At 60.0% G+C, this 22,599-nt stretch carries 24 protein-coding genes; 9 read left to right on the top strand and 15 right to left on the bottom strand.

From position 1 onward, the window contains the following. Positions 1-78: 78 nt before the first annotated feature. Entirely contained in the window at positions 79-360 is a 282-nt protein-coding gene (locus ACR0CA_RS13615; protein WP_170783661.1) for a DUF1294 domain-containing protein, read from the top strand. A 6-nt stretch (positions 361-366) separates the two neighbouring features. On the opposite strand, the gene ACR0CA_RS13610 is transcribed toward ACR0CA_RS13615, so the two are convergent. Both ACR0CA_RS13610 and ACR0CA_RS13605 read right to left on the bottom strand, forming a co-directional pair. Then, a complete protein-coding gene (locus ACR0CA_RS13610; RefSeq protein ID WP_170774774.1) occupies positions 367-819 on the bottom strand; it encodes a GAF domain-containing protein in 453 nt (150 codons plus the stop codon). A gap of 94 nt (positions 820-913) precedes the next feature. After that, positions 914-2,086: an acetyl-CoA C-acyltransferase gene (locus ACR0CA_RS13605; RefSeq protein WP_170791194.1), complete on the bottom strand. Its 1,173-nt coding sequence runs from the start codon at positions 2,084-2,086 to the stop codon at positions 914-916. 105 nt (positions 2,087-2,191) lie between these two features. Here ACR0CA_RS13605 and ACR0CA_RS13600 point away from each other — a divergent pair, with 105 nt between their 5' ends. From ACR0CA_RS13600 to ggt, 3 genes are all read left to right on the top strand, one after another. Next, positions 2,192-2,530 carry an STAS domain-containing protein gene (locus ACR0CA_RS13600; protein WP_170791196.1) on the top strand — a complete coding sequence of 113 codons (339 nt, stop codon included), beginning with the start codon at positions 2,192-2,194 and terminating at the stop codon, positions 2,528-2,530. 32 nt (positions 2,531-2,562) lie between these two features. Beyond that, complete coding sequence (locus ACR0CA_RS13595) at positions 2,563-3,003, top strand: ATP-binding protein (RefSeq protein WP_480899582.1); 441 nt, start codon at positions 2,563-2,565, stop codon at positions 3,001-3,003. A gap of 209 nt (positions 3,004-3,212) precedes the next feature. Next, positions 3,213-4,790 carry a gamma-glutamyltransferase gene (gene ggt / locus ACR0CA_RS13590; protein WP_480899580.1) on the top strand — a complete coding sequence of 526 codons (1,578 nt, stop codon included), beginning with the start codon at positions 3,213-3,215 and terminating at the stop codon, positions 4,788-4,790. A gap of 24 nt (positions 4,791-4,814) precedes the next feature. Here the strand turns inward: ggt and hspQ are convergent, their stop codons facing one another. Continuing rightward, complete coding sequence (gene hspQ / locus ACR0CA_RS13585) at positions 4,815-5,141, bottom strand: heat shock protein HspQ (protein WP_170774786.1); 327 nt, start codon at positions 5,139-5,141, stop codon at positions 4,815-4,817. A gap of 80 nt (positions 5,142-5,221) precedes the next feature. Here hspQ and ACR0CA_RS13580 point away from each other — a divergent pair, with 80 nt between their 5' ends. Both ACR0CA_RS13580 and ACR0CA_RS13575 read left to right on the top strand, forming a co-directional pair. Next, entirely contained in the window at positions 5,222-6,103 is an 882-nt protein-coding gene (locus tag ACR0CA_RS13580) for an AEC family transporter (protein WP_480899578.1), read from the top strand. A 60-nt stretch (positions 6,104-6,163) separates the two neighbouring features. Next, complete coding sequence (locus tag ACR0CA_RS13575; protein WP_170774790.1) at positions 6,164-6,745, top strand: transglycosylase SLT domain-containing protein; 582 nt, start codon at positions 6,164-6,166, stop codon at positions 6,743-6,745. A gap of 12 nt (positions 6,746-6,757) precedes the next feature. Here ACR0CA_RS13575 and ACR0CA_RS13570 read toward each other — a convergent pair whose 3' ends face one another. From ACR0CA_RS13570 to ACR0CA_RS13555, 4 genes are all read right to left on the bottom strand, one after another. Further along, the gene (locus tag ACR0CA_RS13570) at positions 6,758-7,354 is read right to left on the bottom strand and encodes a LolA family protein (protein WP_480899576.1); all 597 of its coding nucleotides are present in this window, start codon (positions 7,352-7,354) and stop codon (positions 6,758-6,760) included. Positions 7,355-7,393: 39 nt separating this feature from the next. Continuing rightward, on the bottom strand, positions 7,394-10,279 hold the full coding sequence (locus ACR0CA_RS13565; RefSeq protein ID WP_480899573.1) for a DNA translocase FtsK: 2,886 nt from the start codon (positions 10,277-10,279) through the stop codon (positions 7,394-7,396). Between the two features lie 14 nt (positions 10,280-10,293). Beyond that, complete coding sequence (locus tag ACR0CA_RS13560) at positions 10,294-11,475, bottom strand: aminotransferase class I/II-fold pyridoxal phosphate-dependent enzyme (RefSeq protein WP_480899631.1); 1,182 nt, start codon at positions 11,473-11,475, stop codon at positions 10,294-10,296. A gap of 107 nt (positions 11,476-11,582) precedes the next feature. Further along, positions 11,583-12,911, bottom strand: coding sequence for an amidase (locus tag ACR0CA_RS13555; protein WP_480899571.1), 1,329 nt, complete (start codon positions 12,909-12,911; stop codon positions 11,583-11,585). 89 nt (positions 12,912-13,000) lie between these two features. Here ACR0CA_RS13555 and ACR0CA_RS13550 point away from each other — a divergent pair, with 89 nt between their 5' ends. Beyond that, positions 13,001-14,227 (top strand): FAD-dependent monooxygenase, encoded by a 1,227-nt coding sequence (locus ACR0CA_RS13550; RefSeq protein ID WP_480899569.1) that lies wholly within the window; start codon positions 13,001-13,003, stop codon positions 14,225-14,227. On the opposite strand, the gene ACR0CA_RS13545 is transcribed toward ACR0CA_RS13550, so the two are convergent. From ACR0CA_RS13545 to ACR0CA_RS13520, 6 genes are all read right to left on the bottom strand, one after another. Further along, complete coding sequence (locus ACR0CA_RS13545; RefSeq protein WP_170355381.1) at positions 14,224-14,403, bottom strand: Trm112 family protein; 180 nt, start codon at positions 14,401-14,403, stop codon at positions 14,224-14,226. The genes ACR0CA_RS13550 and ACR0CA_RS13545 overlap by 4 nt on opposite strands. Then, positions 14,400-15,041, bottom strand: coding sequence for an LON peptidase substrate-binding domain-containing protein (locus ACR0CA_RS13540; protein WP_480899567.1), 642 nt, complete (start codon positions 15,039-15,041; stop codon positions 14,400-14,402). The genes ACR0CA_RS13545 and ACR0CA_RS13540 overlap by 4 nt, the downstream gene beginning before the upstream one ends. 27 nt (positions 15,042-15,068) lie before the next feature. Then, positions 15,069-15,986: a thioredoxin gene (gene trxA / locus ACR0CA_RS13535; protein ID WP_480899564.1), complete on the bottom strand. Its 918-nt coding sequence runs from the start codon at positions 15,984-15,986 to the stop codon at positions 15,069-15,071. 76 nt (positions 15,987-16,062) lie between these two features. Continuing rightward, entirely contained in the window at positions 16,063-16,851 is a 789-nt protein-coding gene (locus ACR0CA_RS13530; RefSeq protein WP_480899562.1) for an exodeoxyribonuclease III, read from the bottom strand. 75 nt (positions 16,852-16,926) lie between these two features. Beyond that, positions 16,927-17,919 carry an NAD(P)H-dependent flavin oxidoreductase gene (locus tag ACR0CA_RS13525; RefSeq protein ID WP_480899560.1) on the bottom strand — a complete coding sequence of 331 codons (993 nt, stop codon included), beginning with the start codon at positions 17,917-17,919 and terminating at the stop codon, positions 16,927-16,929. Between the two features lie 249 nt (positions 17,920-18,168). Next, positions 18,169-18,855: a response regulator transcription factor gene (locus ACR0CA_RS13520; RefSeq protein ID WP_170355386.1), complete on the bottom strand. Its 687-nt coding sequence runs from the start codon at positions 18,853-18,855 to the stop codon at positions 18,169-18,171. Positions 18,856-19,017: 162 nt separating this feature from the next. Here ACR0CA_RS13520 and ribA point away from each other — a divergent pair, with 162 nt between their 5' ends. Both ribA and ACR0CA_RS13510 read left to right on the top strand, forming a co-directional pair. After that, positions 19,018-20,112: a GTP cyclohydrolase II gene (gene ribA, locus ACR0CA_RS13515; RefSeq protein WP_480899558.1), complete on the top strand. Its 1,095-nt coding sequence runs from the start codon at positions 19,018-19,020 to the stop codon at positions 20,110-20,112. After that, positions 20,109-20,609, top strand: coding sequence for a L,D-transpeptidase family protein (locus ACR0CA_RS13510; RefSeq protein WP_170783080.1), 501 nt, complete (start codon positions 20,109-20,111; stop codon positions 20,607-20,609). Before ribA ends, ACR0CA_RS13510 begins: the two co-directional genes overlap by 4 nt. Here the strand turns inward: ACR0CA_RS13510 and ACR0CA_RS13505 are convergent. Both ACR0CA_RS13505 and ACR0CA_RS13500 read right to left on the bottom strand, forming a co-directional pair. Next, positions 20,593-21,252, bottom strand: coding sequence for a YggS family pyridoxal phosphate-dependent enzyme (locus ACR0CA_RS13505; protein ID WP_480899556.1), 660 nt, complete (start codon positions 21,250-21,252; stop codon positions 20,593-20,595). The two genes, ACR0CA_RS13510 and ACR0CA_RS13505, sit on opposite strands and share 17 nt — an antisense overlap. A gap of 104 nt (positions 21,253-21,356) precedes the next feature. Beyond that, positions 21,357-22,391, bottom strand: coding sequence for a porin (locus tag ACR0CA_RS13500; RefSeq protein WP_170774811.1), 1,035 nt, complete (start codon positions 22,389-22,391; stop codon positions 21,357-21,359). Between the last annotated feature and the right edge of the window lie 208 nt (positions 22,392-22,599).

Raw genomic sequence — 22,599 nt, 5'->3', positions numbered from 1 at the left:
TCACGATGGCGCGAATCGATGAAAAAACCAAGCGTTTTTTCACTTGGGTCACGCGGCCGGGTTCGGTATCGGTCACGCATGTGGATAGCAGTGATGTATCTGTGGGCGATCAATACCCTGACTCTGCTGGCCTTTGGCTGGGACAAACTTCGCGCGCGGCGGCGCAAGCGCCGGGTGCCGGAACGCCGCCTTTTGTGGCTGGCGGCGCTGGGTGGCGGCCCCGGAGCCGTGGTTGGGCGCTGGATTTTTCGCCACAAAACCCGCAAAGGCCGGTTTTCAGCATGGCTGTTTGCAATTCTGATAGTTCAGGCCGCTGCTTGCTATGCGGCCTTCACCTATCTGCCCCCGTTGCTGGGCTAACCGACCTTAACGCGCAAACACATCGCGCAAGATGGCAGCGAGCTCATCAGCATCCGCTTGGGTAAACGCATCTGGTAGATCGCTGTCGATATCAAACACCGCGATCACCTCACCCTGCGAGTCAAAGACAGGCAGTACCAGTTCCGACCGGGTCGAGGACGCACAGGCGATATGACCAGGAAAAGCCTCCACATCGGGTACAATTTGCACTTCTCCGGTGCGGGCTGCTGCTCCACAGACGCCGCGTGCAAACGGGATCACCAGACAGCCATGTCCGCCCTGATACGGCCCGATCTTCAACACCTCGGGCTCGGTCACGCGATAAAACCCGGTCCAGTTGAAGCGGTCATCGCTGTGATGCACCTCGCAGGTGACAGTGGCCATCAGGGCGACCTGATCCGTTTCGCCTTCGGTCAGGGCGGCGATGGTTTTTGCGAGGGTGGAATAGTCAACGGTCATGGCAGCACTTTGAGGCAAGGGTATCAGGGGGCGCTGCCCCCTCATGAGCCGGTGGCTCAATTCACCTCCGCCGTATTTGGAACAAGAAGAATGGTCAAACGCGTTCTATGGCAATGGCGGTGCCTTCGCCACCCCCGATGCAGATGGCCGCAACGCCGCGTTTGAGGTTTCGTTTCTCGAGCGCATTCAGCAATGTGACCATGATCCGCGCGCCGGATGCGCCGATGGGATGGCCCAGAGCGCACGCGCCGCCATTCACGTTCACCTTGTCGCGCGGCAAACCCATTTCGTGCATGAAGGCCATGGGCACGACGGCGAAGGCCTCGTTCACCTCCCACAGGTCCACATCATCAGTGGTCCAACCGATCTGCGTCAGCAGTTTTTGCGCGGCAGGCACCGGGGCAGTCGTAAACAGGCCGGGGGCCTGTGCGTGGCTGGAATGGCCCAGAATACGGGCGCGGATGGTCAGGGCTTGCGCCTGGGCGGCTTCCTCCGACGCCAGCACCAAGGCCGCAGCCCCGTCCGAGATCGACGAGGCATTGGCCGCTGTCACCGTTCCATCCTTGCGGAAGGCCGGTTTCAGGGTCGGGATTTTCTCGGGCCGGGCCGAAAGAGGTTGCTCGTCGGTGGATTGTGTGACGTCCCCTTTGCGCGTTTTCAGGGTAACAGGCGTGATCTCATCCGCAAAGGCGCCGGTTTCTTGTGCCTCGAGCGCGTTCGACAGAGACTGCAGCGCGTAGTCATCCTGTGCCTCGCGGGTGAACTGATAGGCCTCGGCACAATCCTCGGCGAAGGTACCCATCAAACGCCCCTTGTCATAGGCGTCCTCGAGCCCGTCCAAAAACATGTGGTCAACCACCTGCCCATGGCCGATCCGGGCGCCGCCGCGCATTTTGGGCAACAGATAGGGGGCGTTGGTCATGCTCTCCATCCCGCCAGCAACCATCGTGTCTGCGTGCCCCAAGGCGATCTGGTCATAGGCCATCATCGCAGCCTTCATTCCCGACCCGCACATCTTGTTGAGGGTGGTCGCGGGAACCTCTTCACCCAGACCGGCGGCGAAACCTGCCTGCCGCGCAGGGGCTTGGCCCTGACCCGCGGGCAGGACGCAGCCCATCAGCACCTCGTCCGCAGTATCGGCCCCGGCGCCCTGCAAGGCGGCGCGGATTGCCGTTCCGCCCAGATCAGCGGCGCTGATGCCATCGAACATCCCTTGAAACCCACCCATCGGGGTCCGTGCTGCACCTGCGATTACAACTTGCTTCATCGGGAGGCTCCTTTTCTGCTTTTCCGTATGGATGGATACCGAATGGTAAGAATTGGCGTCTAGCGTATTTCTACGCATGATTTGCAATTCAGAGGACCGGCGCGCATGAGCCTGACCAGCAAAACAACCGACTCGGCCCAGATTATCACGGTGCATTCCGACCGGATCGACGCCGCCATGGCCATCCAATTCAAGGAAGAGATGCGGCAAGAGGCCGAAGGCGGTGCTGCGCGGGTGGTGCTAGATCTGACGAGGGTGGAATTCATCGACTCCAGCGGTCTCGGGGCGATCGTCGCCGCCATGAAACAGCTTGGCAGTGATCGCAGGCTGGATCTGGCGGGGTTGCACCCCTTTGTCGAAAAGGTTTTTCGCCTGACCCGTATGGACACGGTTTTCAAGCTATACCCGACGCTGGGCGACGCGCTTGCGTCCACCGCCGACTGAGCCCGCAGATCGAATGAATAAGCGCCCTGCCCATGTGTACCGGTAACTGCCTGGATCTTCAGTTCTCAGCCACAGCGTCCGATGCCAGCGCGGGCATCGCTCAGCTCAGCGCCTGCCTGAAAGCGCAAGGCCTGCCCGCGCACAAGGCGGGGGACGTCAAAATCGCGCTGGCCGAGGCGATCAACAACGTGGTTGAGCATGCCTATGCCGGGGTCACACCCGCTCAGGTCAAGGTGCGGTGTCGGCTGAACCATGGCTGGCTGGAGATTTTGATTTCAGACACCGGCAACCCTTTGCCCGGATTTCGGGTACCCGAAGGCGTGCCGGCAGCGCTGGGGTCATCGCGCGACGAACTGCCCGAGGGCGGATTTGGCTGGTTTCTGATCCATGAATTGACCAGCGATATCCGGTATGAGCGCAGTAACGGCTGCAACAGGCTGTCCCTGCGCTTTGATTTCCCGGACGCCGAGTGACAGGTAAAAGGTCACAATAACGCCCAAATCGAACCATTGTCGCGCCGCAAATCAGGGTCATACATTTACCTGTAGCTCAGATAGCTTCCCTCGGCGCCAAGTGTCACAGCCCCCACCCAGTGAACGGCGCCGAGGAATTTCCCCTTGATTTGACTGGACAATAGATCGACGCGCGATACCTTCGGCGCGAGTTATTGGGGAATACTGTTATGCGCGATTTTCACGTTCCGGGTCGGTCCGAAGTCCTGTCAACGGAAGGCATGTGCGCAACATCGCACCCGCTGGCTGCGCAAGTTGCGATAAGCATTCTGGAACAGGGCGGTAATGCGATGGATGCCGCGATTGCGGGCGCAGTTCTGCTGGGACTGTGCGAGCCACAGATGACCGGATTGGGCGGAGATTGCTTTGTCCTGTTCAACCGTGCTGGCGAAACCAAAATCCGCGCCCTTAACGGATCAGGCCGCGCTCCCGCGATGGCCAATGCGGACGCCTTGCGCTCACAGGGTCTGAATGCGGTTCCCCTGTCCTCGCCCGAGGCGGTGACAATACCAGGCGCGGTCGATGCCTTTTGCCACCTGGCCGAAACCGAGGGCCGGATCGGGTTGGATTCGGTCCTTAGCCCTGCCATCCACTATGCGGATACCGGCGTGCCTGTGGCCCCGCGCGTGGCTTTGGACTGGAATATTGGAGCAGCCACGCTGCAAGGATCCGCGCGAGATCACTACCTGATCGACGGCAAGGTCCCCAAAACGGGGCAAATCTTCCGCTCTCCGGGTCAGGCAGAAGTTCTACGCCAAATCGCACAACACGGGCGCGATGCGTTTTATACCGGCGACATTGCCGAGGACATGGTTGCCGCACTGTCGCAATTGGGCGGTGTTCACACGATCGAAGATTTTCGGACCACCCAATGTACCGTCACCCTACCAGTCAACAGCAGCTACAACGGTGTCGAGATGTACGAACACCCCCCCAACGGTCAGGGGGCGACGGCGCTTTTGTTGTTAAATATCCTGAAAAATTTCGACCTTTCCGGGATGGAACCGTTCAGCGCGGAACGTATTCATATCGAGGCCGAGGCCTCAAAACTGGCCTATGACGCGCGTAATCGCTTTATCGCCGATCCTGATCACGCCACGCAGGCTGAAAAGTTCACCGATCAGGCGCTGGCAGATCAGCTCGCCGCCCTGATCGATCCTAAGCGGGCGATGCCAGCCGCCGCTCCGCTGACCGAGGCGATCCACAAGGATACGGTTTATATTACCGTCGTCGATCGGGATCGGATGGCCGTGTCTCTGATCTATTCGATCTTTCACAGTTTTGGGTCGGGCATCGCCTCACCGAAATACGGGATACTGCTTCAAAACCGGGGCGCTGGCTTTACCTTGCAGGCCGGACATCCGAATGAGATGGGGCCGGGCAAGCGCCCGATGCACACAATCATTCCCGGTATGCTGAAACAGAACGACCGCATCACCATGCCATTCGGCGTAATGGGCGGATCGTTTCAACCCACCGGACACGCACGCCTGTTGTCCAACCTGACGGATCACGGGTTGGGATTGCAGGACAGCATCGACGCCCCGCGCGCCTTCGCCGATGGAAACGTTATGAAACTGGAACGCGGAATTCCGCCCAGCGTCGTGCAACAATTGTCAGATCTGGGCCACAACGTTCAAATCCCGGAAACGCCACTGGGTGGAGCGCAGGCTATCCGAATCCGCGATGACGGTGTTCTGGAAGGTGCCAGCGACCCCCGAAAAGACGGTTGCGCTCTTGGCTACTGATCCTGAACGCGCACGATGCGCCGATCAGTTTAGGTGGAAATGCAGCGGGTATGCGCCGTTTTCAAACGGGCCGAACATGTCTGGAATATCAGGATGTTCCACCGGCTCGCCGGACTGATCGGCAACCAGATTTTGTTCAGAAACATAAGCAACATAGAAGGATTGGTCGTTTTCGGCCAACAAATGATAGAACGGCTGATCCTTGATCGGGCGGCTATCTTCGGGGATGGCCTGATACCATTCTTCGGTGTTCGAGAATTCCGGGTCCACGTCAAAAATCACCCCTCGGAAGGGATGTTTCTTGTGACGGACCACCTGGCCCAATTTGTACTTGGCATGTGTCTTCAGCATATCTTCAGCCCCCAAAGAACTTACTACTCTTTTCCCGGCGGAAATGCCAATCAATGATCGGATTTTAAGGGAAACAGTCTGTGAACCTTCTACTAACAGTGTTCGAAATTGCGTCTCCGGTCTTTCTTTTGGCCGGGATCGGATTTGCGTGGGTCAAGCTGGGGTTCGAATACCGGCTGCAATTTGTGACCCGTCTGGGCGTTACGCTGGCGGTGCCCTGTCTGATCTTTGTCGCCCTGATGCAGACCGAGATCACAGCCACCGAGCTGACGCGGTTCACGTTGGCGGCCATCACCGGGCATGTGGTGCTTGCGGTGGCCTTTGGCCTGTTCGTGCGGCTCAGCGGCTTGGATCGCCGTACATTTCTGGCCCCGCTGATCTTTGGCAACACAGGCAATCTGGGGGTGCCGCTGTGCATCTTCGCCTTTGGGCAGGCGGGGCTGGGTTTTGCGGTGGTTTTTCTGGCCGTAACGGCGCTGTTTTCCTTTACCTATGGGATTTATCTTGTGGCGGGCAAAGGCGCGTTCGGCAAAGCCGCACGCGAACCGATGGTCTGGGCCACCCTGCTGGGTGCCCTGTTCCTGTGGCGCGGTTGGGAAACGCCCGTTTTCCTGACCAATACGCTGGACCTGCTTGGGCAAATGGCCATCCCCCTGATGCTGATCACGCTGGGCGTGGCGATCGCGCGGCTGACCTCGCGCAGTTTGGGACAGGCGCTTTGGCTGTCTGCGCTGAAACTGGCCGTGTGCTTTGGGCTGGGCTGGGGCATCGCGCTGGTATTTGACCTGGATAGCGTCGCGTTTGGCGTTCTGGTCCTGCAATTGTGCACCCCGGTGGCTGTGACCTCGTACCTGCTGGCCGAACGGTTCGAGGCCGATGCAGACGCCGTCGCAGGCCTGGTTATGGTGTCAACTGTCCTATCTGTGGGCGCGTTGCCTTTAATTCTAGCTATTGTGTTGTAGCGATTGTGATTTCCTAAAGCCTCAATCTGCGCTAGAATAAAGAAAAAAGGCACGAGGCACATGAGCAGAATTCTTATCGTACTCTTCGGGGTGCTGCTTTTGGCATCCTGTAGTGGCGGTTCCAAACAGCCGCCCAGCAAGCTAAATGACGCGTGCAGCATTGCGCGCGAACGTCCTGATTTTATCAAAGCCTTCAAAAGCACCGAGCGGAAATGGGGTGTCCCCGTTCACGTTCAGATGGCGACGATCTATCAGGAAAGCCGCTATCGCCACGATGCGCGCACCCCGCATAAATACGTGTTGGGTGTCATCCCGATGGGCCGCCAAAGCAGCGCCTATGGGTTCAGTCAAGCTTTGGACGGCACGTGGGAGGAATACCAGCGCGAGACCGGCAAACGCCGCGCCAAGCGCGACCGTATCCGCGACGCGTCGGATTTCATCGGCTGGTACATGAACAAAACCAACCAGCGCAACGGCATCCAGCTGCATGACACCCGCAACCAGTATCTGGCCTATCACGAAGGGCATACTGGCTACGCACGTGGCAGCCATTACAGCAAAACATGGTTGTTGAACGTGGCCAATGATGTGGACGCGCGCGCCAAACTCTATCAGGCGCAGCTGGCGGGCTGCCGAATTTAACAGCCCAGCGGGTCAGCGATCGCCTGACCCGCTCCGCGCCCTTTTCGTGAACAGGTCGCTGTTCAGCTTGCCATCAGTTTCCAGCTGACCCAGCAGAACGGTCGTTTGGCTGCCTGCGTTATCGTGGATCACCCATTTGCGCAGTTCGACCGGATCACCGGTAAACATCAGCTCGATCCGACCTGAATCCGGGTTCTTGGGATCCTGCGCCGTCACGACCGTGGCGGTACCGTCAAAATCGTGACCGACCACCATATTGGCCTGTCCCAGATTCACATTCCGCGCCAGCACCAGCGACAGGGGCGTACGTTTTAGTGGATATTGCTCAGCCGGCTGGTTGGACTTGGGATCAAATATCTGAACGGTTCCAGCCCGCGCCAGTACCACTGCGCTGTTGGGCGGATCATATTCGAACCGCATCTTGCCAGGGCGTTCGATCCACAATTTCCCGGTGCTGAGCGAGCCATCATCGTTGATCTGCGTGAACGTGGTCTCAACGGTTTTCAGCTCGTTCAGGTAGTTTGATATCTGCGATAGCGGCAGCTTGTCCGCCGCCCACGCGGCGGGTGCGGACAATGTCAAAGCAAGGGCAAAAGCAATCTGTTTCATGAGGCACAGATAGGCCTTCTGCCCTTGTTATTAAATATCCTATTGCTCGGGGACGAGGATTTCGCGCTTTCCGACGTGATTGGCAGCGGAAACAACGCCTTCGTCCTCCATCTGCTCAACCAGACGCGCGGCTTTGTTGTAACCGATGGCAAGTTTCCGCTGGATATAAGAGGTCGAGCACTTGCGATCCTTGATCACAATCGCCACAGCCTGATCATAGAGAGCGTCCTCGCCATTGGTGTTGCCACCGGTATTCAGGCCAAGAACTGCATCGATATTGTCGGCCTTTTCCTCGGCCGGACCATCGACGACACCGCTCATGTAATCGGGCGGGCCGAACTGTTTCAGGTGGTTGACGATTTCTTCGACCTCTTCGTCCGACACGAACGGGCCGTGGCAACGGGTGATCTTGGCCCCGCCGGCCATATAGAGCATGTCGCCCTGCCCCAGCAGTTGCTCGGCACCCATCTCGCCCAAAATGGTGCGGCTGTCGACTTTCGAGGTCACCTGGAACGAGATCCGGGTGGGGAAGTTTGCCTTGATCGTGCCGGTGATCACATCGACCGAGGGCCGCTGCGTCGCCATGATCAGGTGAATACCCGAGGCCCGCGCCATCTGCGCCAGACGTTGAATACACGCCTCGATCTCTTTGCCCGCGACCATCATCAGGTCGGCCATCTCGTCGACGATGACGACGATATAGGGCATTGCCTCGGGCGCGAATTCTTCGGTCTCGAAGGTGGGTTCGCCGGTTTCATCGTCAAAGCCCGTTTGGACCGTGCGGCTGAACATCTCGCCCTTGGCCAACGCATCCTTCACACGGCCATTATAGCCCGCGATATTGCGCACGCCCATCTTGGACATCTTGCGATAACGATCCTCCATCTCGCCAACGACCCATTTCAGGGCGACAACCGCCTTTTTCGGGTCGGTCACAACGGGCGACAGCAGATGCGGGATACCGTCATAAACAGACAGTTCCAGCATCTTGGGGTCGATCATGATCAGGCGGCATTCATCAGGCGTCAACTTATAGAGCAGCGACAGGATCATCGTGTTGATCGCCACCGACTTACCGGACCCCGTGGTCCCTGCGATCAGCAGGTGAGGCATCTTGGCAAGGTTCGCCACGACTGACTCACCGCCGATATCCTTACCCAAGGCCAACGGCAGCGCATGGTTGCCGTCGCCGAAATCACGGCTGGCAAGGATTTCACGCAGCACCACCATCTCGCGATTTTCGTTGGGCAGTTCGATGCCGATGACCGAGCGCCCTGGCAAGGTCGAAACACGCGCCGACAGCGCCGACATCGAGCGTGCGATATCGTCGGCCAAACCGATCACACGGCTGGCTTTCAGACCGGGCGCGGGCTCTAGTTCGTACATAGTAACAACCGGACCCGGGCGAACACTGACGATCTCCCCCTTGACGCCATAGTCATCCAGAACGTTTTCCAGCATCCGGGCGTTTTCCTCCAACGCTTCATCGCTGAGGTGATGGCGCTGAATGTTCGCCGGGTTGGCCAGCAGGCCCAAAGGCGGCAATTCGAAATCGGAATGCTTGTCCTCGAACGACAGCGCAGGCTGCGCTTCGGCCTGCGCGCGGCGCGAAGGCTGAGGCGCGCGGCGCACAGGTTGCGCGACAACCGGTTTGCGTGGCTCCGCCACGGGGATTTTCATCGCGGGCCGAGACTGCAGCGCAGGCTCGGGCGTGTCCTCGAATACGGCGTCGTCATAGTCCGGCTCGGGCGCGAAGTCCTGATGTAAGGGCTCCTGCCATTCGGTTGGTTCTGCCGTCAGCATAGACTTGGGCGGGAAACCAGTCGAAGTCATCGGCGGTTCCGGCGGCAATTCGCCCGCACCTGAGTTCAGGATCAACGGATCAGGCCCACGCCCCCGCCCCTTGGTCAGCGGCAGGTTCGGGTCATATTCGGGCGCCATCTCACCCGCGGCGACCTTGCGGTTGCGTACAGCGGCGGAAATCTTCGACCGGATGCGGTCCTCGCCTGGCATCTCGTCAACATCGACCAGAGATTCCCGGTCAATGAGTTCGGGCTCGGGCATCGGATCGGGGCGGCGGATCAGATCGGGGATGCGTGACAGCAGGCCCGGTTTCGCGGGCTCGGGCGCGGTCAGCGGCGGTTCGTCAAAGACCGGGTCGGCGTAGGCCAGTTCATCTTCGAATACAGCCTCCGCGGCCTCGGCGCGCGCGACCTTGCGCTCATCCCATTGCGCTCGGCGATCACGGGCGGCCTGCGCGGTCGCGGCGGCCCCACGACCCAGCAGGTTCATCAACCCGTCATAGGACATAACCAAACCCAGCAGAAACGCCCGGAATCCTTTGCGCACATCGTCGCGCGTGAAGCCCAGAACAAAAACGCCCAGCGCCAGCATTCCGAGCGCCATGGCCAGTGACATCAGCTTGACCATGAAATGCGATGCGACCGGCAACAGTGTCAGCAACGCGCCCATGACGGTGTCGCCAAACAGCCCGCCCAGACCAAAACTATGGGTCGAACGCCAAGCCTCATCGGGCACCAAAGTCGCTGCATAGACCGAGACGACGGCAATCCAAATCGGCGCAAAGATCAGCCGTGCAATCGCGCGATCCTCGCCAAAATGCCCGGCAAAGCGCACGCCCCAGCCGATCAGGACCAAGGCGATGCTCCAACTGCCCCAGCCCACGATCATGAACAAGGGTGCCGCGATCGAGGCCCCAATCCGCCCCATCCAGTTCTGCACCGGCGCATCGGTCGAGACCATCCAGTTCGGATCATCCGGCGTGTAGGACCAGATCATCGCCGCCGAGGCCAACCCCAGCAGGATCAAGGCAATCCCGATCAGCTCTTTGCTGCGCCGTTCAATGGCGGCTTGCGTTGTACTGTCCAGCAATGGATCGCGGTTGCGCGCGTTCAATGATGCCATTTTGCCCTCGTACCTCACGAATAGATGCAGTCGCGGAGCGTGATTAGCCCCTGCTGCAACTCTGTTTTTGGAGCCACAAGCGCGGCCCGTATAAAATGCTCGCCCGGGTTTTGCCCCGGATCGCCTTGGGAAAGATATGCGCCTGGCAGAACCCGAACCCCGGTATCACGCCACAGCTTCAATGCGGTCTCTTCGCCGTTGTCGACCGGTAGCCACAGGAAGAACCCGGCCTCGGGTGACATGTAACCTTGCACGCCCGCAAACACCTCATCCGCGATAGCGTATTTTTCCTGATAAAGCGCGCGGTTTTGGATGACATGCTCTTCGTCGGCCCAAACACGTGCAGCGGCGGCCTGCAACGGCAGGGGCAGTGGCGATCCGGCATAGTTGCGCAGCTGCTTGACCCGTTTGATCGTATCCGGCCCGCCCGCAATCAGACCCGAGCGTAACCCTGCCAGGTTCGACCGCTTCGAGAGTGAGTTGAACAGCACCACACGTTCGGGGTCTGCGCCCATCTCTTGCGCGACGGTCAGGGCGCCCACTGGTGCCTCTTCACGGTAAATCTCGGAATAGCATTCATCCGCGAAGATGCGGAAATCGTACTTTTCGGCCAACCCGATGAGTTCGGCCCAATAGTCGCGCGAGGCCACAGCGCCCTGCGGGTTGGCGGGCGAACAGATATAAGCCGCGACAGTGCGGTTCAGCACATCCTCGGGCAGGCCTACATAGTCGGGCAGATGGCCAGTGGCGGCAGTGGCCGATACAAAAACAGGTTCCGCCGCGACCGAGATCGAGGCTACCATATAGACCTGATAGAACGGGTTCGGGCACAGGATGACCGGCTTCTCGCCATTCTTTTCCTCGGGGCACAGCGCCATGGCGGCGTTATACAACCCCTCGCGCGTGCCGTTCAGTGCCATCACGTTGGTGTCGGGGTCCATCGTCACGCCATAGCGGCGCGCGATCCAGTCGGTGATCGCGCCACGCAGCTCGGGTGAGCCTTCGTTGGGCGGATAACCTTGAAACCCTGCGGCATTCTCAGAGATGACATCCGTCACCCAGGCCGGGAAATCATGCATCGGTGCGCCGATAGTCATGTGAATCACATCGCCGCCCGGCTGATGGTGGTCCAACAGGGTGCGCAGACGCGGGAAAGCGTATTCCGGTAGGTTCGAAAACCGCTCGGGGAAATTCATATCTACTGCCTCAAGTTCGGGATCATACCGCCCCGTTTTAAGGCAGGTTACAGGTCGCACCCCACTTCGTCCAGACAAAGTGGCGGCGAATCAGGGGATTGTGGCATTCAGGCCAATGCCGCCTCGGCCGCTGATCCGATCCGTAGCAGAGCCTCCTCGGACCCCGGATAGCCCATCATCATCAACCCGCAGCCCGGTGTTCCTGTCGGCAAGGTCAGCGCGGCCAGACCCATCAGGTTGCCGATCCGCGTGTTGCGCAGGGCCAGCAGGTTTTCGGTGACGTAGTAGTCGTGATCGGTCAGCAAACGCTCCAGATTGGGCGGCAGAATCGGCGCTGTTGCAGCCAGAACAGCATCAAACCCGGATGTGGCCGCATCCCAGGCAGCGCGAGAGGCCTTCAGCTTGGACCACGCCGCGATGTAATCCGCACCCGAGACATTCTTGCCCGTGCGGAACCGTTCGAGGATTTCTGGATACATCGCATCCGGGTTGGCTTCGATCACATCGCGCCACAGCCCATAGGCCTCGGTCGTGTAAAGCACACCAGACAGCGCCATCGCATCCGCCAGTTCGGGCACTTCCAGCGGCACGATCTCGGCCCCTGCATCGCGCAGACGCTCCAGCGCGCTGTCATAGGCGGCACGAGGAGCGTCGCGCAGGTCATCCTTGGCGATGTTTTGCAGATCGGCAAAGCGGCTGCCTTTCAAGCCAGCGCCACGCAGGTCGGCGGGTGTGCGGCCTTCCAACAGGGCTAGCATATGCGCCGCGTCCTCAACCGACCGGGCCAGCGGGCCCACAGTGTCGAAGCGCAGGCACAGTGGTACCGTGCCTTCAAGGCTGACCCGCCCTGCGGTTGTTTTCAGACCCACCAGATTGTTCCATGCGGATGGAATACGAACCGAGCCTCCGGTGTCGGACCCAATCCCACAGGCCGCCAAGCCCCAAGCGACCGATGCCGCCGCGCCTGAGGATGACCCGCCCGGCACGGCATCCACATCATCAATGCAGGGCGGTGTGTCGGTGATGGGGTTCAGACCAAGGCCCGAGAAGGCCAACTCGCTCATATGGGTTTTGCCCAGACACACCGTGCCCATGGCCGTGGCGTTGCGCACGACAACCGCGTCCGCCTGCGGCACACGGCCTTTCAGCAGGGCTGATCCGGCCTCGGTCCCGGTACCAGCGGTATCGAACAGGTCTTTCCAGCTGATCGGCACCCCGTCCAGCAGCGACCGGCGCAGACCCAGCGCGGCGCGATCCTGCGCGGCTTTCGCCTCGGCCCGGGCGCGATCATGGGTGACGCGCGCATAGATGCGGTCGCGGTAGGGATGGGCGTCGATGGCGGTCAGATAGATCTCGGTCAGCTCGACCGGGTCAATCTGGCCCATGCCGATCCCCCGCCCCAGATCACACGCCGTCATGGTCAGCCAGTCCTGCATCCCTACCCCCTTGGAAATTCTGCTATGAGGCGACGGTAGCGACAGGACCGCACATGGACAATCCCGAAAGGGCGCGCATATTGCGAGGCATGGAACACAAGACCGATATCCTGATCGTAGGCGGCGGGCTGAACGGCCCGGCTTTGGCTTTGGCGCTGGCCCAAACAGGGCATTCTGTCACCGTGATCGACAGCTTGGCCCAGAAAGTCCGCAAGAACGCTGCGTTTGACGGGCGTGCCTATGCACTGGCGCTGGCCTCGCAACGGCTGCTGGATGCTGTGGGCGTGTGGGATAAGGTCTCTGGTCACGCCCAGCCGATGCTTGAAATCAAGGTCACGGATGGACATGCGGGCGTGGGCCCCTCGCCGTTCTTCATGCATTTCGACCATGCCGAGATCGAAGAGGGCCCGATGGGCTACATGGTCGAAGATCGCCACCTGCGTCGTGCCTTTCTGGACGCCATGGCCGACGAGACCCGGATCACGCAGATCAACGGACGCACGGTTGTCGCGCAAGAGGCTGACGCGACCGGCGTGACCGTGAAACTGGATGATGGCGCGACCGTGACGGGCGGGCTGCTGGTGGGCTGCGATGGCCGCCGCAGCGGCACCGCTGCGCGCGCGGGCATCAAGCGGACGGGGTGGGATTACGGCCAAACCGCGCTGGTGTGTGCGATTGAACATGACCTGCCCCATCACGGTATCGCGCATCAGTTCTTCATGCCGCCCGGCCCGCTGGCCATCCTACCGCTGACTGGCAATCGCAGTTCGATCGTCTGGAGCGAACGGTCCGAAGCTGCCGAGCGCATCAATGCTCTGTCCGAGGCCGACTATATGCAAGTCCTGCGCCCCCGCTTCGGCGATTTTCTGGGCGACATCCGGCTGCAAGGTGACCGGTTCACCTATCCGCTGAACCTGACCATAGCCAATTCCTTTATCGGTGACCGCATGGCGCTGGTGGGCGACGCCGCCCACGGTATGCACCCAATCGCAGGGCAAGGCCTGAATGCCGGTCTGCGCGATGTGGGCGCATTGGCCGAGGTTCTGACCCTAGCTGGGCGACGGGGTGAGGATATCGGATCGGTGCTGGTGTTAGAGCGTTATCAGGAGTGGCGGCGCTTCGACACGGCCTCGCTGGCGATGGCGACAGACGTGTTCAACAAGCTGTTTTCCAACGACAATCCGCTTCTGCGTGCAGGCCGCGATATCGGGATGGGAATCGTCGGATCGCTGCCAGGCCTACGACGCGGCTTTGTGCGCGAGGCCGCCGGGTTGACCGGGGACCTGCCCAAATTGCTGCAGGGTCGCGCGATTTAGTCCAGCTCGCGCGCCTCATCCACCAGCATCACCGGAATGCCATTGCGGATCGGAAAGGCCAGACCGGCGGCTTTCGACACCAGTTCTTGTTTGTCCGCATCATAGTGCAGGGTCGTGTGGGTCTGCGGGCAAATCAGCGCCTCGAGCATGTGACGGTCAAACGCGTGTTCAGTCATTGCAAATGTTCCTCCCTCGATCCGCCGCGCATGGCGAATTCGATCAATGTTACCAACGTCTCGCGCCGGGTCCGTAAGCACGGGGCCTCAAGCAGGGCTTGTTTCTCTTCAGGGTCGAAATCCAGCAGCATGGACAGCGAATTTACCAGCAACTCATCATCCGCGTCTTTCAGCGTGCCCCAATCGGTCGAAAGATTCTGCGACGAAAAGAATTTTTCCAACAGATTCAGGAACCGCGGTCGATTGAACCCGTCATCCTGTTCGGTTTTGCCCAAGTCCCGGTCGAACCCGTCCCATGACACCGCGCACCGCCGATAAGGGGTAAAAGCGTCGAGTTCAGATTTCACCCGAAACCGGGAAATGCCGGTCAGCGTGATCAGATAGCGCCCATCCTCGGTTTCAGAGAACTGAGTGACGCGTCCGGCGCAACCGATCTGATGCAGTTTGGAGTCGTTGCTCTGACAGGGGTTCGGCTGCACCATTCCGATCAACCGCTCAGGCGTTTTCAGGGCATCGTCCAGCATCTGCAAATAGCGCGGCTCGAAAATGTGCAGCGGCAGGCGCGAACGGGGCAACAGCAACGCCCCGGGCAAAGGAAAAACGGATACCGTTTCCGGCAGGTCGGCGGGATGCATCATAGACCGGAGTGTAGCTCTGTTCAGAAATTAGGCAAATATCATCGAGCTAAGTTTACGCCGCCCGTTCAAGACAATCGGGTCATTTGGCTTGAGCGCATCAAAGATCGTGAAGAGCTGCGCCTTGGCGGCGCCGTCATTCCACTCGCGGTCGCGGCGAAACAGGTCCAGCAATTGCGCGACGGCCTCTTCCACGTCCCCGTTCGCGTGCAGCGCCTGCGCCAGATCAAAGCGTGCCTGATGGTTGTCTGGGTCCGCCTCAACCGCCGCAGTCAGCTCGGCCACGGGACCCGCATCCGCAGCCTGCTTGGCCAGTTCCAACTGCGCATGGGCGGCTTCCAGTTCCGGAGTGTTGGAGATTTCGGCCGGGGCACCGTTCAGAATTGCCTCGGCCTGTTCCAGATCATCTGCGGCGATATGCGCGCGCACCAGACCGCCGTAAGCGCCGGCATGGTTGGGATCTTCGCCCAAAATCGCGGCAAAAGTCTGGGCCGCATCGCTTGCCGCGCCCTCGGCCAGCATTTCCTCGGCAGCGGCAACGGCTTCGTCCAACTGACCACCGGGGCTTTCGCCGCCTGCCGCCTCGATCACCCGATCAACGAACGCTTTGATCTCGGACCCCGGCAGCGCGCCCTGAAACCCGTCGACAGGCTGGCCCTTGAAAAAGGCATAGACCGTCGGGATCGACTGAATGCGCATTTGCGAGGCGATCATCTGCGCCTCGTCCACGTTGATCTTGACCATCTTGACCGCGCCCTTGGCGGCGGTGACGGCCTCTTCCAGCATCGGGCCCAGCGTTTTGCACGGGCCACACCACGGGGCCCAAAAATCGACGATGACCGGCACCTCTTGCGAGGTTTCCACAACGTCGGCCATGAAAGTGGCCTCGGACCCTTCCTTGATCAGGTCGGCAGCGGCAGAGTCGGGGGCGGTATTCAGAAGATCCATGGCAGTCACTCTTTCGTTCGTACTTGCGCCCTATATGCAACCGCAACAGGCAGAAACCAAGGGCTGACTTGCGCGATTACAGGTCGAATGTGGCAAAGACCGGGGCGTGGTCGCTGGGTTTTTCCCACCCGCGCGCGTCGCGAAGAACGCGGCTGGAATGTCCCGCGTTCGAGATATCGGGCGTGGCCCAGACGTGATCCAGTCGCCGCCCCTTGTCCGCTGCCTCCCAGTCACGCGCGCGGTAGGACCACCAGCTATAGAGCTGCCCCTCGGGGATGTCCTGACGGGTAACATCAACCCAACCGCCTGCATCTTGCGTCTCAGCCAGCGCCTCGACCTCGATCGGGGTGTGCGAGACAACCTTGAGCAGTTGTTTGTGCGACCACACGTCATCTTCGCGTGGGGCGATGTTCAGATCGCCGACCAGAATGGATTTTTCGGGCTTTTCAGCGCGAAACCAATCGCGCATGTCGGCGAGGTAATCCAGCTTTTGCCCAAACTTTTCATTCACCTCGCGGTCGGGCACATCGCCACCTGCGGGGACATAGAAGTTCTGGATGGTCACGCCGTTTTCCAGCCGTGCCGCAATGTGGCGGGCGTGGCCGAGACTGGCGAAATCCTTGTCGCCCACCTCCTCCATAGGGATGCGGGACAGGATGGCGACACCGTTGTAGCCCTTTTGCCCCCGCGCAACCATGTGGGTATACCCCAGCTCGGCGAAGCCTTCGGTCGGGATCTTCTCGACCGGTGACTTGCACTCTTGCAGACACAACACATCTGGGGCCTCTTCCTGCAACAATTTCAGCACGATAGGCTCGCGCAGGCGGACCGAGTTGATGTTCCAGGTGGCAAGAGTAAAGGGCATGGGGGACTCCTCTGTCGCGGTTGGGCGCGACGTTAGCGCGGTGCGGGGCGGGGTGCCATCGGAAAAACCGGTATGTCAGAGCCGGCACGGCGCCGCATTCAGCAGGGCTTGCGCCTCGTTGAATATCTCATCGACGATCTGTGCGGCGGGCATCACCTCGTGCACCATCGAAACGCCTTGCCCGGACCAAAGCGACATTGCCTCGACATCGCCCTGTGTTTCGGGCAGCGGGGTATAGCTTTGGTACCGCACCACGGCCTCACCATCAGGACGGTGGCCGATAATTTCCTGTTCGTTGGGACGCTGGCCCGGCGCGGCGGACCCTGCGTCTTTCCACTTTTGCGCGGTGGAATTGGCCAGCGCCCGATGCGGGGCTTGCGGCCATTTCACATCATAGAGGTCGTAGTACCATTCGGTCTGCGCCTCGGTCGCGTTCAGGACGCGGCGGCGGTATTCGTCATGAATCGTGGCCTCAACGCTGGCTAGAAACCGGGTGCCGACCCAAACGGCCGAAGCCCCCAGCATCAATGCAGCCGCCATGCCGCGCCCATCCGCTATGCCCCCCGCCGCAACAACCGGAACCGAAACCGCGTCCACAACGGCGGGAATCAACGCCATGGTGGCGACCTGGCCCCAGACGTGGCCTCCGGCCTCCCACCCTTGGGCGACAATGATATCTGCGCCAGCCTCTTCCACCGCCTTGGCCTCGGCTGCGTTGCCGACGCTGGCCATCACCAGCAAGCCGCCCGTTTTGGCTTTGGAAATCGCCTCAGGCTCCATCCCCCAGAACAGCGAAACCGCGTGAACCTGTTTGTCGATACAGGTCTGAAGCTGTTCCTCATACGGAAATTCAAGGTTGATATTGACCGCAAAGTTACGGTCCGTCAGGGCACGCACCGCCTCAATGCCGCTTGCAACCTGCGCCGCGGGTTTGCCCCACAACGGGATGACGCCATAACCGCCCGCATTGCAGACAGCCGCCACCAGATCCGGTCCCGCCGCGCCCCCCATCGGCGCTGACAAAATTGGCTTTTCAATCTTCAACAATTCACGAATGTCACTGGACAAATCCCATCCCCCCAAAACGATGGGCCGAGTTGGCACCGGTACCGGGGGACAAGTCAAGCGCGTCCGGAATTTGGGTGGTCACGGACGGTGGCCGGGCGTCATACAGACTCGTTCCACAAAAAAAGGCCGGGCCATCAGGCCCGGCAGTCCAACAGGGAGGTGCATGTCATAACCCGGACATGCGCGGGTTGGGAGTAACCTAATGATGACTTCAGGGTATCACTTTGATCCACATCAATCCACCGGCAGTTAAGAGACCAGACGATATCCGCCCGATTCTGTGACCAAAAGGCGAGCATTGGACGGATCAGGCTCGATCTTCTGACGCAGGCGATAGATGTGGGTTTCCAGCGTATGGGTGGTGACACCAGCGTTGTAACCCCACACTTCGTGCAGCAGCACGTCGCGCGCGACCACGCCATCCGCCGAGCGGTAGAGGAACTTAAGGATGTTCGTCTCTTTCTCGGTCAGGCGGATTTTGCGATCCTCCTCGGTGATCAGCATCTTCATCGCAGGCTTAAACGTATACGGCCCAAGAACAAAGACGGCGTCTTCGGACTGTTCGTGCTGGCGCAGCTGGGCACGGATGCGGGCCAAAAGAACCGGGAACTTGAACGGCTTAGGAACATAGTCATTGGCACCGGCATCCAGGCCCAGAATGGTGTCGGCGTCGCTGTCGTGACCGGTCAGCATCAGGATCGGGCTTTTGACGCCCTGCTTGCGCATCAGGCGGCACAGCTCGCGCCCGTCCGTATCAGGCAGACCGACGTCCAGAATAACAAGGTCATAAATCGCCTCGCGGGCTCGCTCCATGGCCGAGGCACCATCTGACGCTTCGAACACGTCAAAGTCTTCTGTCATCACGAGCTGCTCACTCAGCGCCTCGCGCAGGTCTTCATCATCATCCACCAGCAGGATTTTCTTAAGCTGTGCCATTCCCGGTCCTCCTAAGCCTTTTCGGACACTTGCGTGTCGAATATGCAATCAACAAGGTTTGCTGCAATCGTCTCACGCCCTCGTGTCCGGCGAGTAGGAATTATTTCACATTTCCTGCGGATCAGGATACAGAAAGAGGCTGATCGTTACAGGGTAACATAAATGAGTCTTATCCCCGACATATCGGAACTGCTGGCACGCGCCCGCGCGGACCTGCGTATGGGTGTCCCGGTCGTGCTAACGGATGACAGTGGATTCAACGTGCTGGCCATTGCCTCAGAAACCCTGAGCGCCCAACGGCTTGCGGATTTGCGCAGCCTAGGCGGCGAGCCAGTGGTTGCAATCACCGTAAGACGAGCTGAGACTCTGAAAGCGCGGGCCTATGACGGTGATCTCGCGCGGGTGGTCATTCCGGCAGATACCGATATCGGTTGGGTTCAGGCTGTGGCCGACCCTTCGGACGATCTGAACGCACCTATGAAGGGCCCCCTGATGACGGAACGTCAGGGTAATGCCAATCTGCACCGCATCGCCATTGCGCTGATCAAATCAGCGCGTCTGCTGCCCGCAGCCGTTGTGGTCCCGGTCGAGGACGGGCGCGCATTTGCCGCGGCGCACGGTCTGACCTGCATCGACCACACTCGCGCCGCACCGCATCTGGCCGATCGCAGCATCCTGAATGCCGTTGTCGCCGCGCGCCTTCCGATGGAGGTGTCCGAGGCAGGCCGGTTGCACGTATTCCGCCCCGAAGATGGCGGCGAAGAACATTACGCCATCGAAATCGGCCGACCGGACCGAAGCAAACCAGTATTGGCGCGGCTGCATTCGGCCTGTTTCACCGGCGACCTGATGGGCAGCTTGAAATGCGATTGCGGCCCGCAACTGCGGGGGGCACTGGCGCAGATGGGTTCGGAGGGCGCCGGGGTGCTGCTCTACCTCAACCAAGAGGGGCGGGGTATTGGGTTGGCCAACAAGATGCGCGCCTACTTCCTGCAAGATCAGGGGTTCGACACGGTCGAAGCCAACCACCGGCTGGGTTTCGAGGATGACGAGCGTGATTTCCGATTGGGTTCGGATATTCTGAAATCGCTGGGATTCAACTCGGTCCGATTGCTGACGAACAATCCTGCCAAGATTGCGATGATGGAGAAAACCGGCATCGCCGTGACCGAGCGTGTACCGCTGAAGGTGGGCGAAACCGCGCATAACCGCGGATATCTGGCGACCAAGGCGGCCAAGTCCGGCCACTTGCTGTGACCCCGCAAGATCTGGTTCTGACCCCGCGCGGCGTTCGGTTTGCCGGGCGTTTGTTTCCTTGCTCAATCGGTAAAGGCGGGCTGAGCAACGACAAACGCGAGGGCGATGGGGCGACCCCGACCGGCATTCATCACATCGTCGGGCTTCTGTACCGACCGGATCGTGTTGTGGCTCCGATCTCTTGGGCCATCCCGACTGGACCGCAGGATCTGTGGTCCGATGACGCAAGCGATTCTCGATATAATCAATTGGTACGTGCGCCCTACCCGTTCAGCCACGAGAGACTGCGCCGCGCTGATCCGCTCTACGATGTTGTGCTGCTGACGGATTGGAACTGGCCCAATGCAGTTCCGGGTCGTGGGTCGGCCATTTTTCTGCATCAATGGCGGCGACCCGGATTTCCGACCGAAGGTTGCATTGCCTTTCGGCGCGATCATCTGCACTGGATCGCGCAAAGGGTGCTGCCCGGGACGCGGGTAGTTATTCCTCGGGCCTGACGCGTTCGCCAAAGATCGCCGAGCCGACACGCACATGGGTTGCACCCAAGGCGATGGCCTTTTCGAAATCGTCGCTCATACCCATCGACAGCCCCTCAAGCCCATTGCGGGCGGCGATCTTCGCCAGCAATGCAAAATGCAGTGCGGCTTCTTCATCGACCGGAGGGATGCACATCAGCCCGACGACCGGCAGGTCCAGCGCCCTGCATTCGGCAATAAACGTGTCAGCTTCGGATGGTTTAATGCCAGCCTTTTGCGCCTCTTCCCCCGTGTTGACTTGAATGAACAGGTCAGGGCATGCGCCCACTTCTTGCGCCAACCGTGCGAGTGTCTTGGCCAGCTTGGGGCGATCAACTGAGTGTATTGTGCTGAACAGCTCGGTCGCCTGACGGGCTTTGTTGGTTTGCAAAGGGCCGATCAGGTGCAAATCGACATCGGGATATATTTCCATGAAACCGGGCCACTTTCCGGCCGCTTCCTGCACCCGGTTTTCCCCAAAGCACCTTTGGCCCTGCGCCAGAACGTCCAGTACGCGGTCGTTCGGCTGAACCTTGGACACCGCGATCAGCTTGACACTGCCAGCAACGCGTCCTGCGGCAGCCTCGGCCTTGGTGATACGGGTTGAGATATCGTGCAGCGGCATGGGTTCCCTCGAATTGACCTGCGCGCAGGAAAACACCATGTCGGCGCAAAAGAAAAGGGCAGGCCCGAAGACCTGCCCCCTTAAACCTTGCGGTTCAGCTCAACTTAGAAGTTGAAGCGAGCACCGAAGTCTGCGCGCAGAGTCGAGTCTTCGCAGATGTCGCAGTCGCTGTTGCCGATACCACCTTGCAGCGATGCACCGCCACCCAGGTCGTAGATCGCGCCGATACCGTACTGCTGAGTGTCAGCATCTGCGTTACCGTCACCGTAAGCTGCGGTCAGGGTCAGAGCAGAGCCAACATTGTAGGCTGCCGAAACACCCCATGCAGTGCCGTCGGTTGCGTCGATTTCGGTTTTATCGTCAGCGATGAACACGGTACCCGAGAAGTCGCCGAAGTCAGCACCCAGGGTCAGAACCAGCAGGCTCGGATCTTCGAGGCCGAGGTCACCAGCGTCGGTTTGACCATAAGCGATCGCCGCGGTGATGTTGTTGAAGGTGTAGGTCGCGCTGATGTCCCAGCGGTCCAGATCAATCGCTTCGCCATTCAGACCACCGGTCAGCTGGTCGTAAGACGCGCCGAACGCGAAGTCACCAACAGCATACTGGAAGAACACAGCGTTCGAACCTGCGCCGGTCGACGAGAAGGCCAGGAAGTCATAGTTCACGCCCGAGTACTGGCCGATGAAGTTTTCCAGACCAGGCTCGTTACCGTAGTAGTTTGCCAAGTTGTCGAAGGCGCCCGATACGTTGCCCGCGTCAACACGCAGACCACCGTACTGAACGGTGAAGCGTGCACCACTCAGCTGAGCTTCGCCAGCTTCGCCGTTACCGGCGTTTTCGTCAGCTTGCAGACGAACACGAGCCGAGAACTCAACGCCGCCATCGGTTTCAACGATGCCGTCGATGTTCAGACGGAAACGCGAGATCAGGATCACGTCGTCGGTGTCAACAACGGCAGTGCCGGTGCCAACATTGATTGCACCAGATGCGGTGGTGGTGACGGTGATGTTGGTCACGGCACCGGAACGATCTTCCAGGTACCCAATACCGAAGCGGCCGTAGCCGCTGAATTTGATTTCGGCCGACGCCATGCTTGCGGTTGCCAGCAGAGCGGTCGATGCGAAGAGAACTTTTTTCATCTTGTTTCCCTCGGTTTCAAAGTTTTTCTACTCGACACATGTCGTTGCACGTGTCTCAGCACGGGAACCGTTTCGCTCTTTTTACCCCCTTCGCGCAAGCTTGGCATAAAGCCTCGCGCCGCATTGGCTACGGATTGGTGCAAGGATGCCACAGTCGGTTACCCGTCCTGTCACACCGCCAATCCCACCCTAAAGTGACAAGAATAGA

The organism is Ruegeria sp. F12 (assembly GCF_056533885.1).
The sequence above is the reverse complement of the archived record's forward strand: the minus strand, read 5'-3'. Positions and strand labels throughout refer to the sequence as shown.

Bases quoted from the DNA above. Each gene is read 5' to 3' on its own strand.
- ACR0CA_RS13615 (WP_170783661.1), top strand. From the start codon at position 79: ATGTGGATAGCAGTGATGTATCTGTGGGCGATCAATACCCTGACTCTG.
- ACR0CA_RS13610 (WP_170774774.1), bottom strand. From the start codon at position 819: ATGACCGTTGACTATTCCACCCTCGCAAAAACCATCGCCGCCCTGACC.
- ACR0CA_RS13605 (WP_170791194.1), bottom strand. From the start codon at position 2,086: ATGAAGCAAGTTGTAATCGCAGGTGCAGCACGGACCCCGATGGGTGGG.
- ACR0CA_RS13600 (WP_170791196.1), top strand. From the start codon at position 2,192: ATGAGCCTGACCAGCAAAACAACCGACTCGGCCCAGATTATCACGGTG.
- ACR0CA_RS13595 (WP_480899582.1), top strand. From the start codon at position 2,563: ATGTGTACCGGTAACTGCCTGGATCTTCAGTTCTCAGCCACAGCGTCC.
- ggt (WP_480899580.1), top strand. From the start codon at position 3,213: ATGCGCGATTTTCACGTTCCGGGTCGGTCCGAAGTCCTGTCAACGGAA.
- hspQ (WP_170774786.1), bottom strand. From the start codon at position 5,141: ATGCTGAAGACACATGCCAAGTACAAATTGGGCCAGGTGGTCCGTCAC.
- ACR0CA_RS13575 (WP_170774790.1), top strand. From the start codon at position 6,164: ATGAGCAGAATTCTTATCGTACTCTTCGGGGTGCTGCTTTTGGCATCC.
- ACR0CA_RS13570 (WP_480899576.1), bottom strand. From the start codon at position 7,354: ATGAAACAGATTGCTTTTGCCCTTGCTTTGACATTGTCCGCACCCGCC.
- ACR0CA_RS13565 (WP_480899573.1), bottom strand. From the start codon at position 10,279: ATGGCATCATTGAACGCGCGCAACCGCGATCCATTGCTGGACAGTACA.
- ACR0CA_RS13560 (WP_480899631.1), bottom strand. From the start codon at position 11,475: ATGAATTTCCCCGAGCGGTTTTCGAACCTACCGGAATACGCTTTCCCG.
- ACR0CA_RS13555 (WP_480899571.1), bottom strand. From the start codon at position 12,911: ATGCAGGACTGGCTGACCATGACGGCGTGTGATCTGGGGCGGGGGATC.
- ACR0CA_RS13550 (WP_480899569.1), top strand. From the start codon at position 13,001: ATGGAACACAAGACCGATATCCTGATCGTAGGCGGCGGGCTGAACGGC.
- ACR0CA_RS13545 (WP_170355381.1), bottom strand. From the start codon at position 14,403: ATGACTGAACACGCGTTTGACCGTCACATGCTCGAGGCGCTGATTTGC.
- ACR0CA_RS13540 (WP_480899567.1), bottom strand. From the start codon at position 15,041: ATGATGCATCCCGCCGACCTGCCGGAAACGGTATCCGTTTTTCCTTTG.
- trxA (WP_480899564.1), bottom strand. From the start codon at position 15,986: ATGGATCTTCTGAATACCGCCCCCGACTCTGCCGCTGCCGACCTGATC.
- ACR0CA_RS13530 (WP_480899562.1), bottom strand. From the start codon at position 16,851: ATGCCCTTTACTCTTGCCACCTGGAACATCAACTCGGTCCGCCTGCGC.
- ACR0CA_RS13520 (WP_170355386.1), bottom strand. From the start codon at position 18,855: ATGGCACAGCTTAAGAAAATCCTGCTGGTGGATGATGATGAAGACCTG.
- ribA (WP_480899558.1), top strand. From the start codon at position 19,018: ATGAGTCTTATCCCCGACATATCGGAACTGCTGGCACGCGCCCGCGCG.
- ACR0CA_RS13505 (WP_480899556.1), bottom strand. From the start codon at position 21,252: ATGCCGCTGCACGATATCTCAACCCGTATCACCAAGGCCGAGGCTGCC.
- ACR0CA_RS13500 (WP_170774811.1), bottom strand. From the start codon at position 22,391: ATGAAAAAAGTTCTCTTCGCATCGACCGCTCTGCTGGCAACCGCAAGC.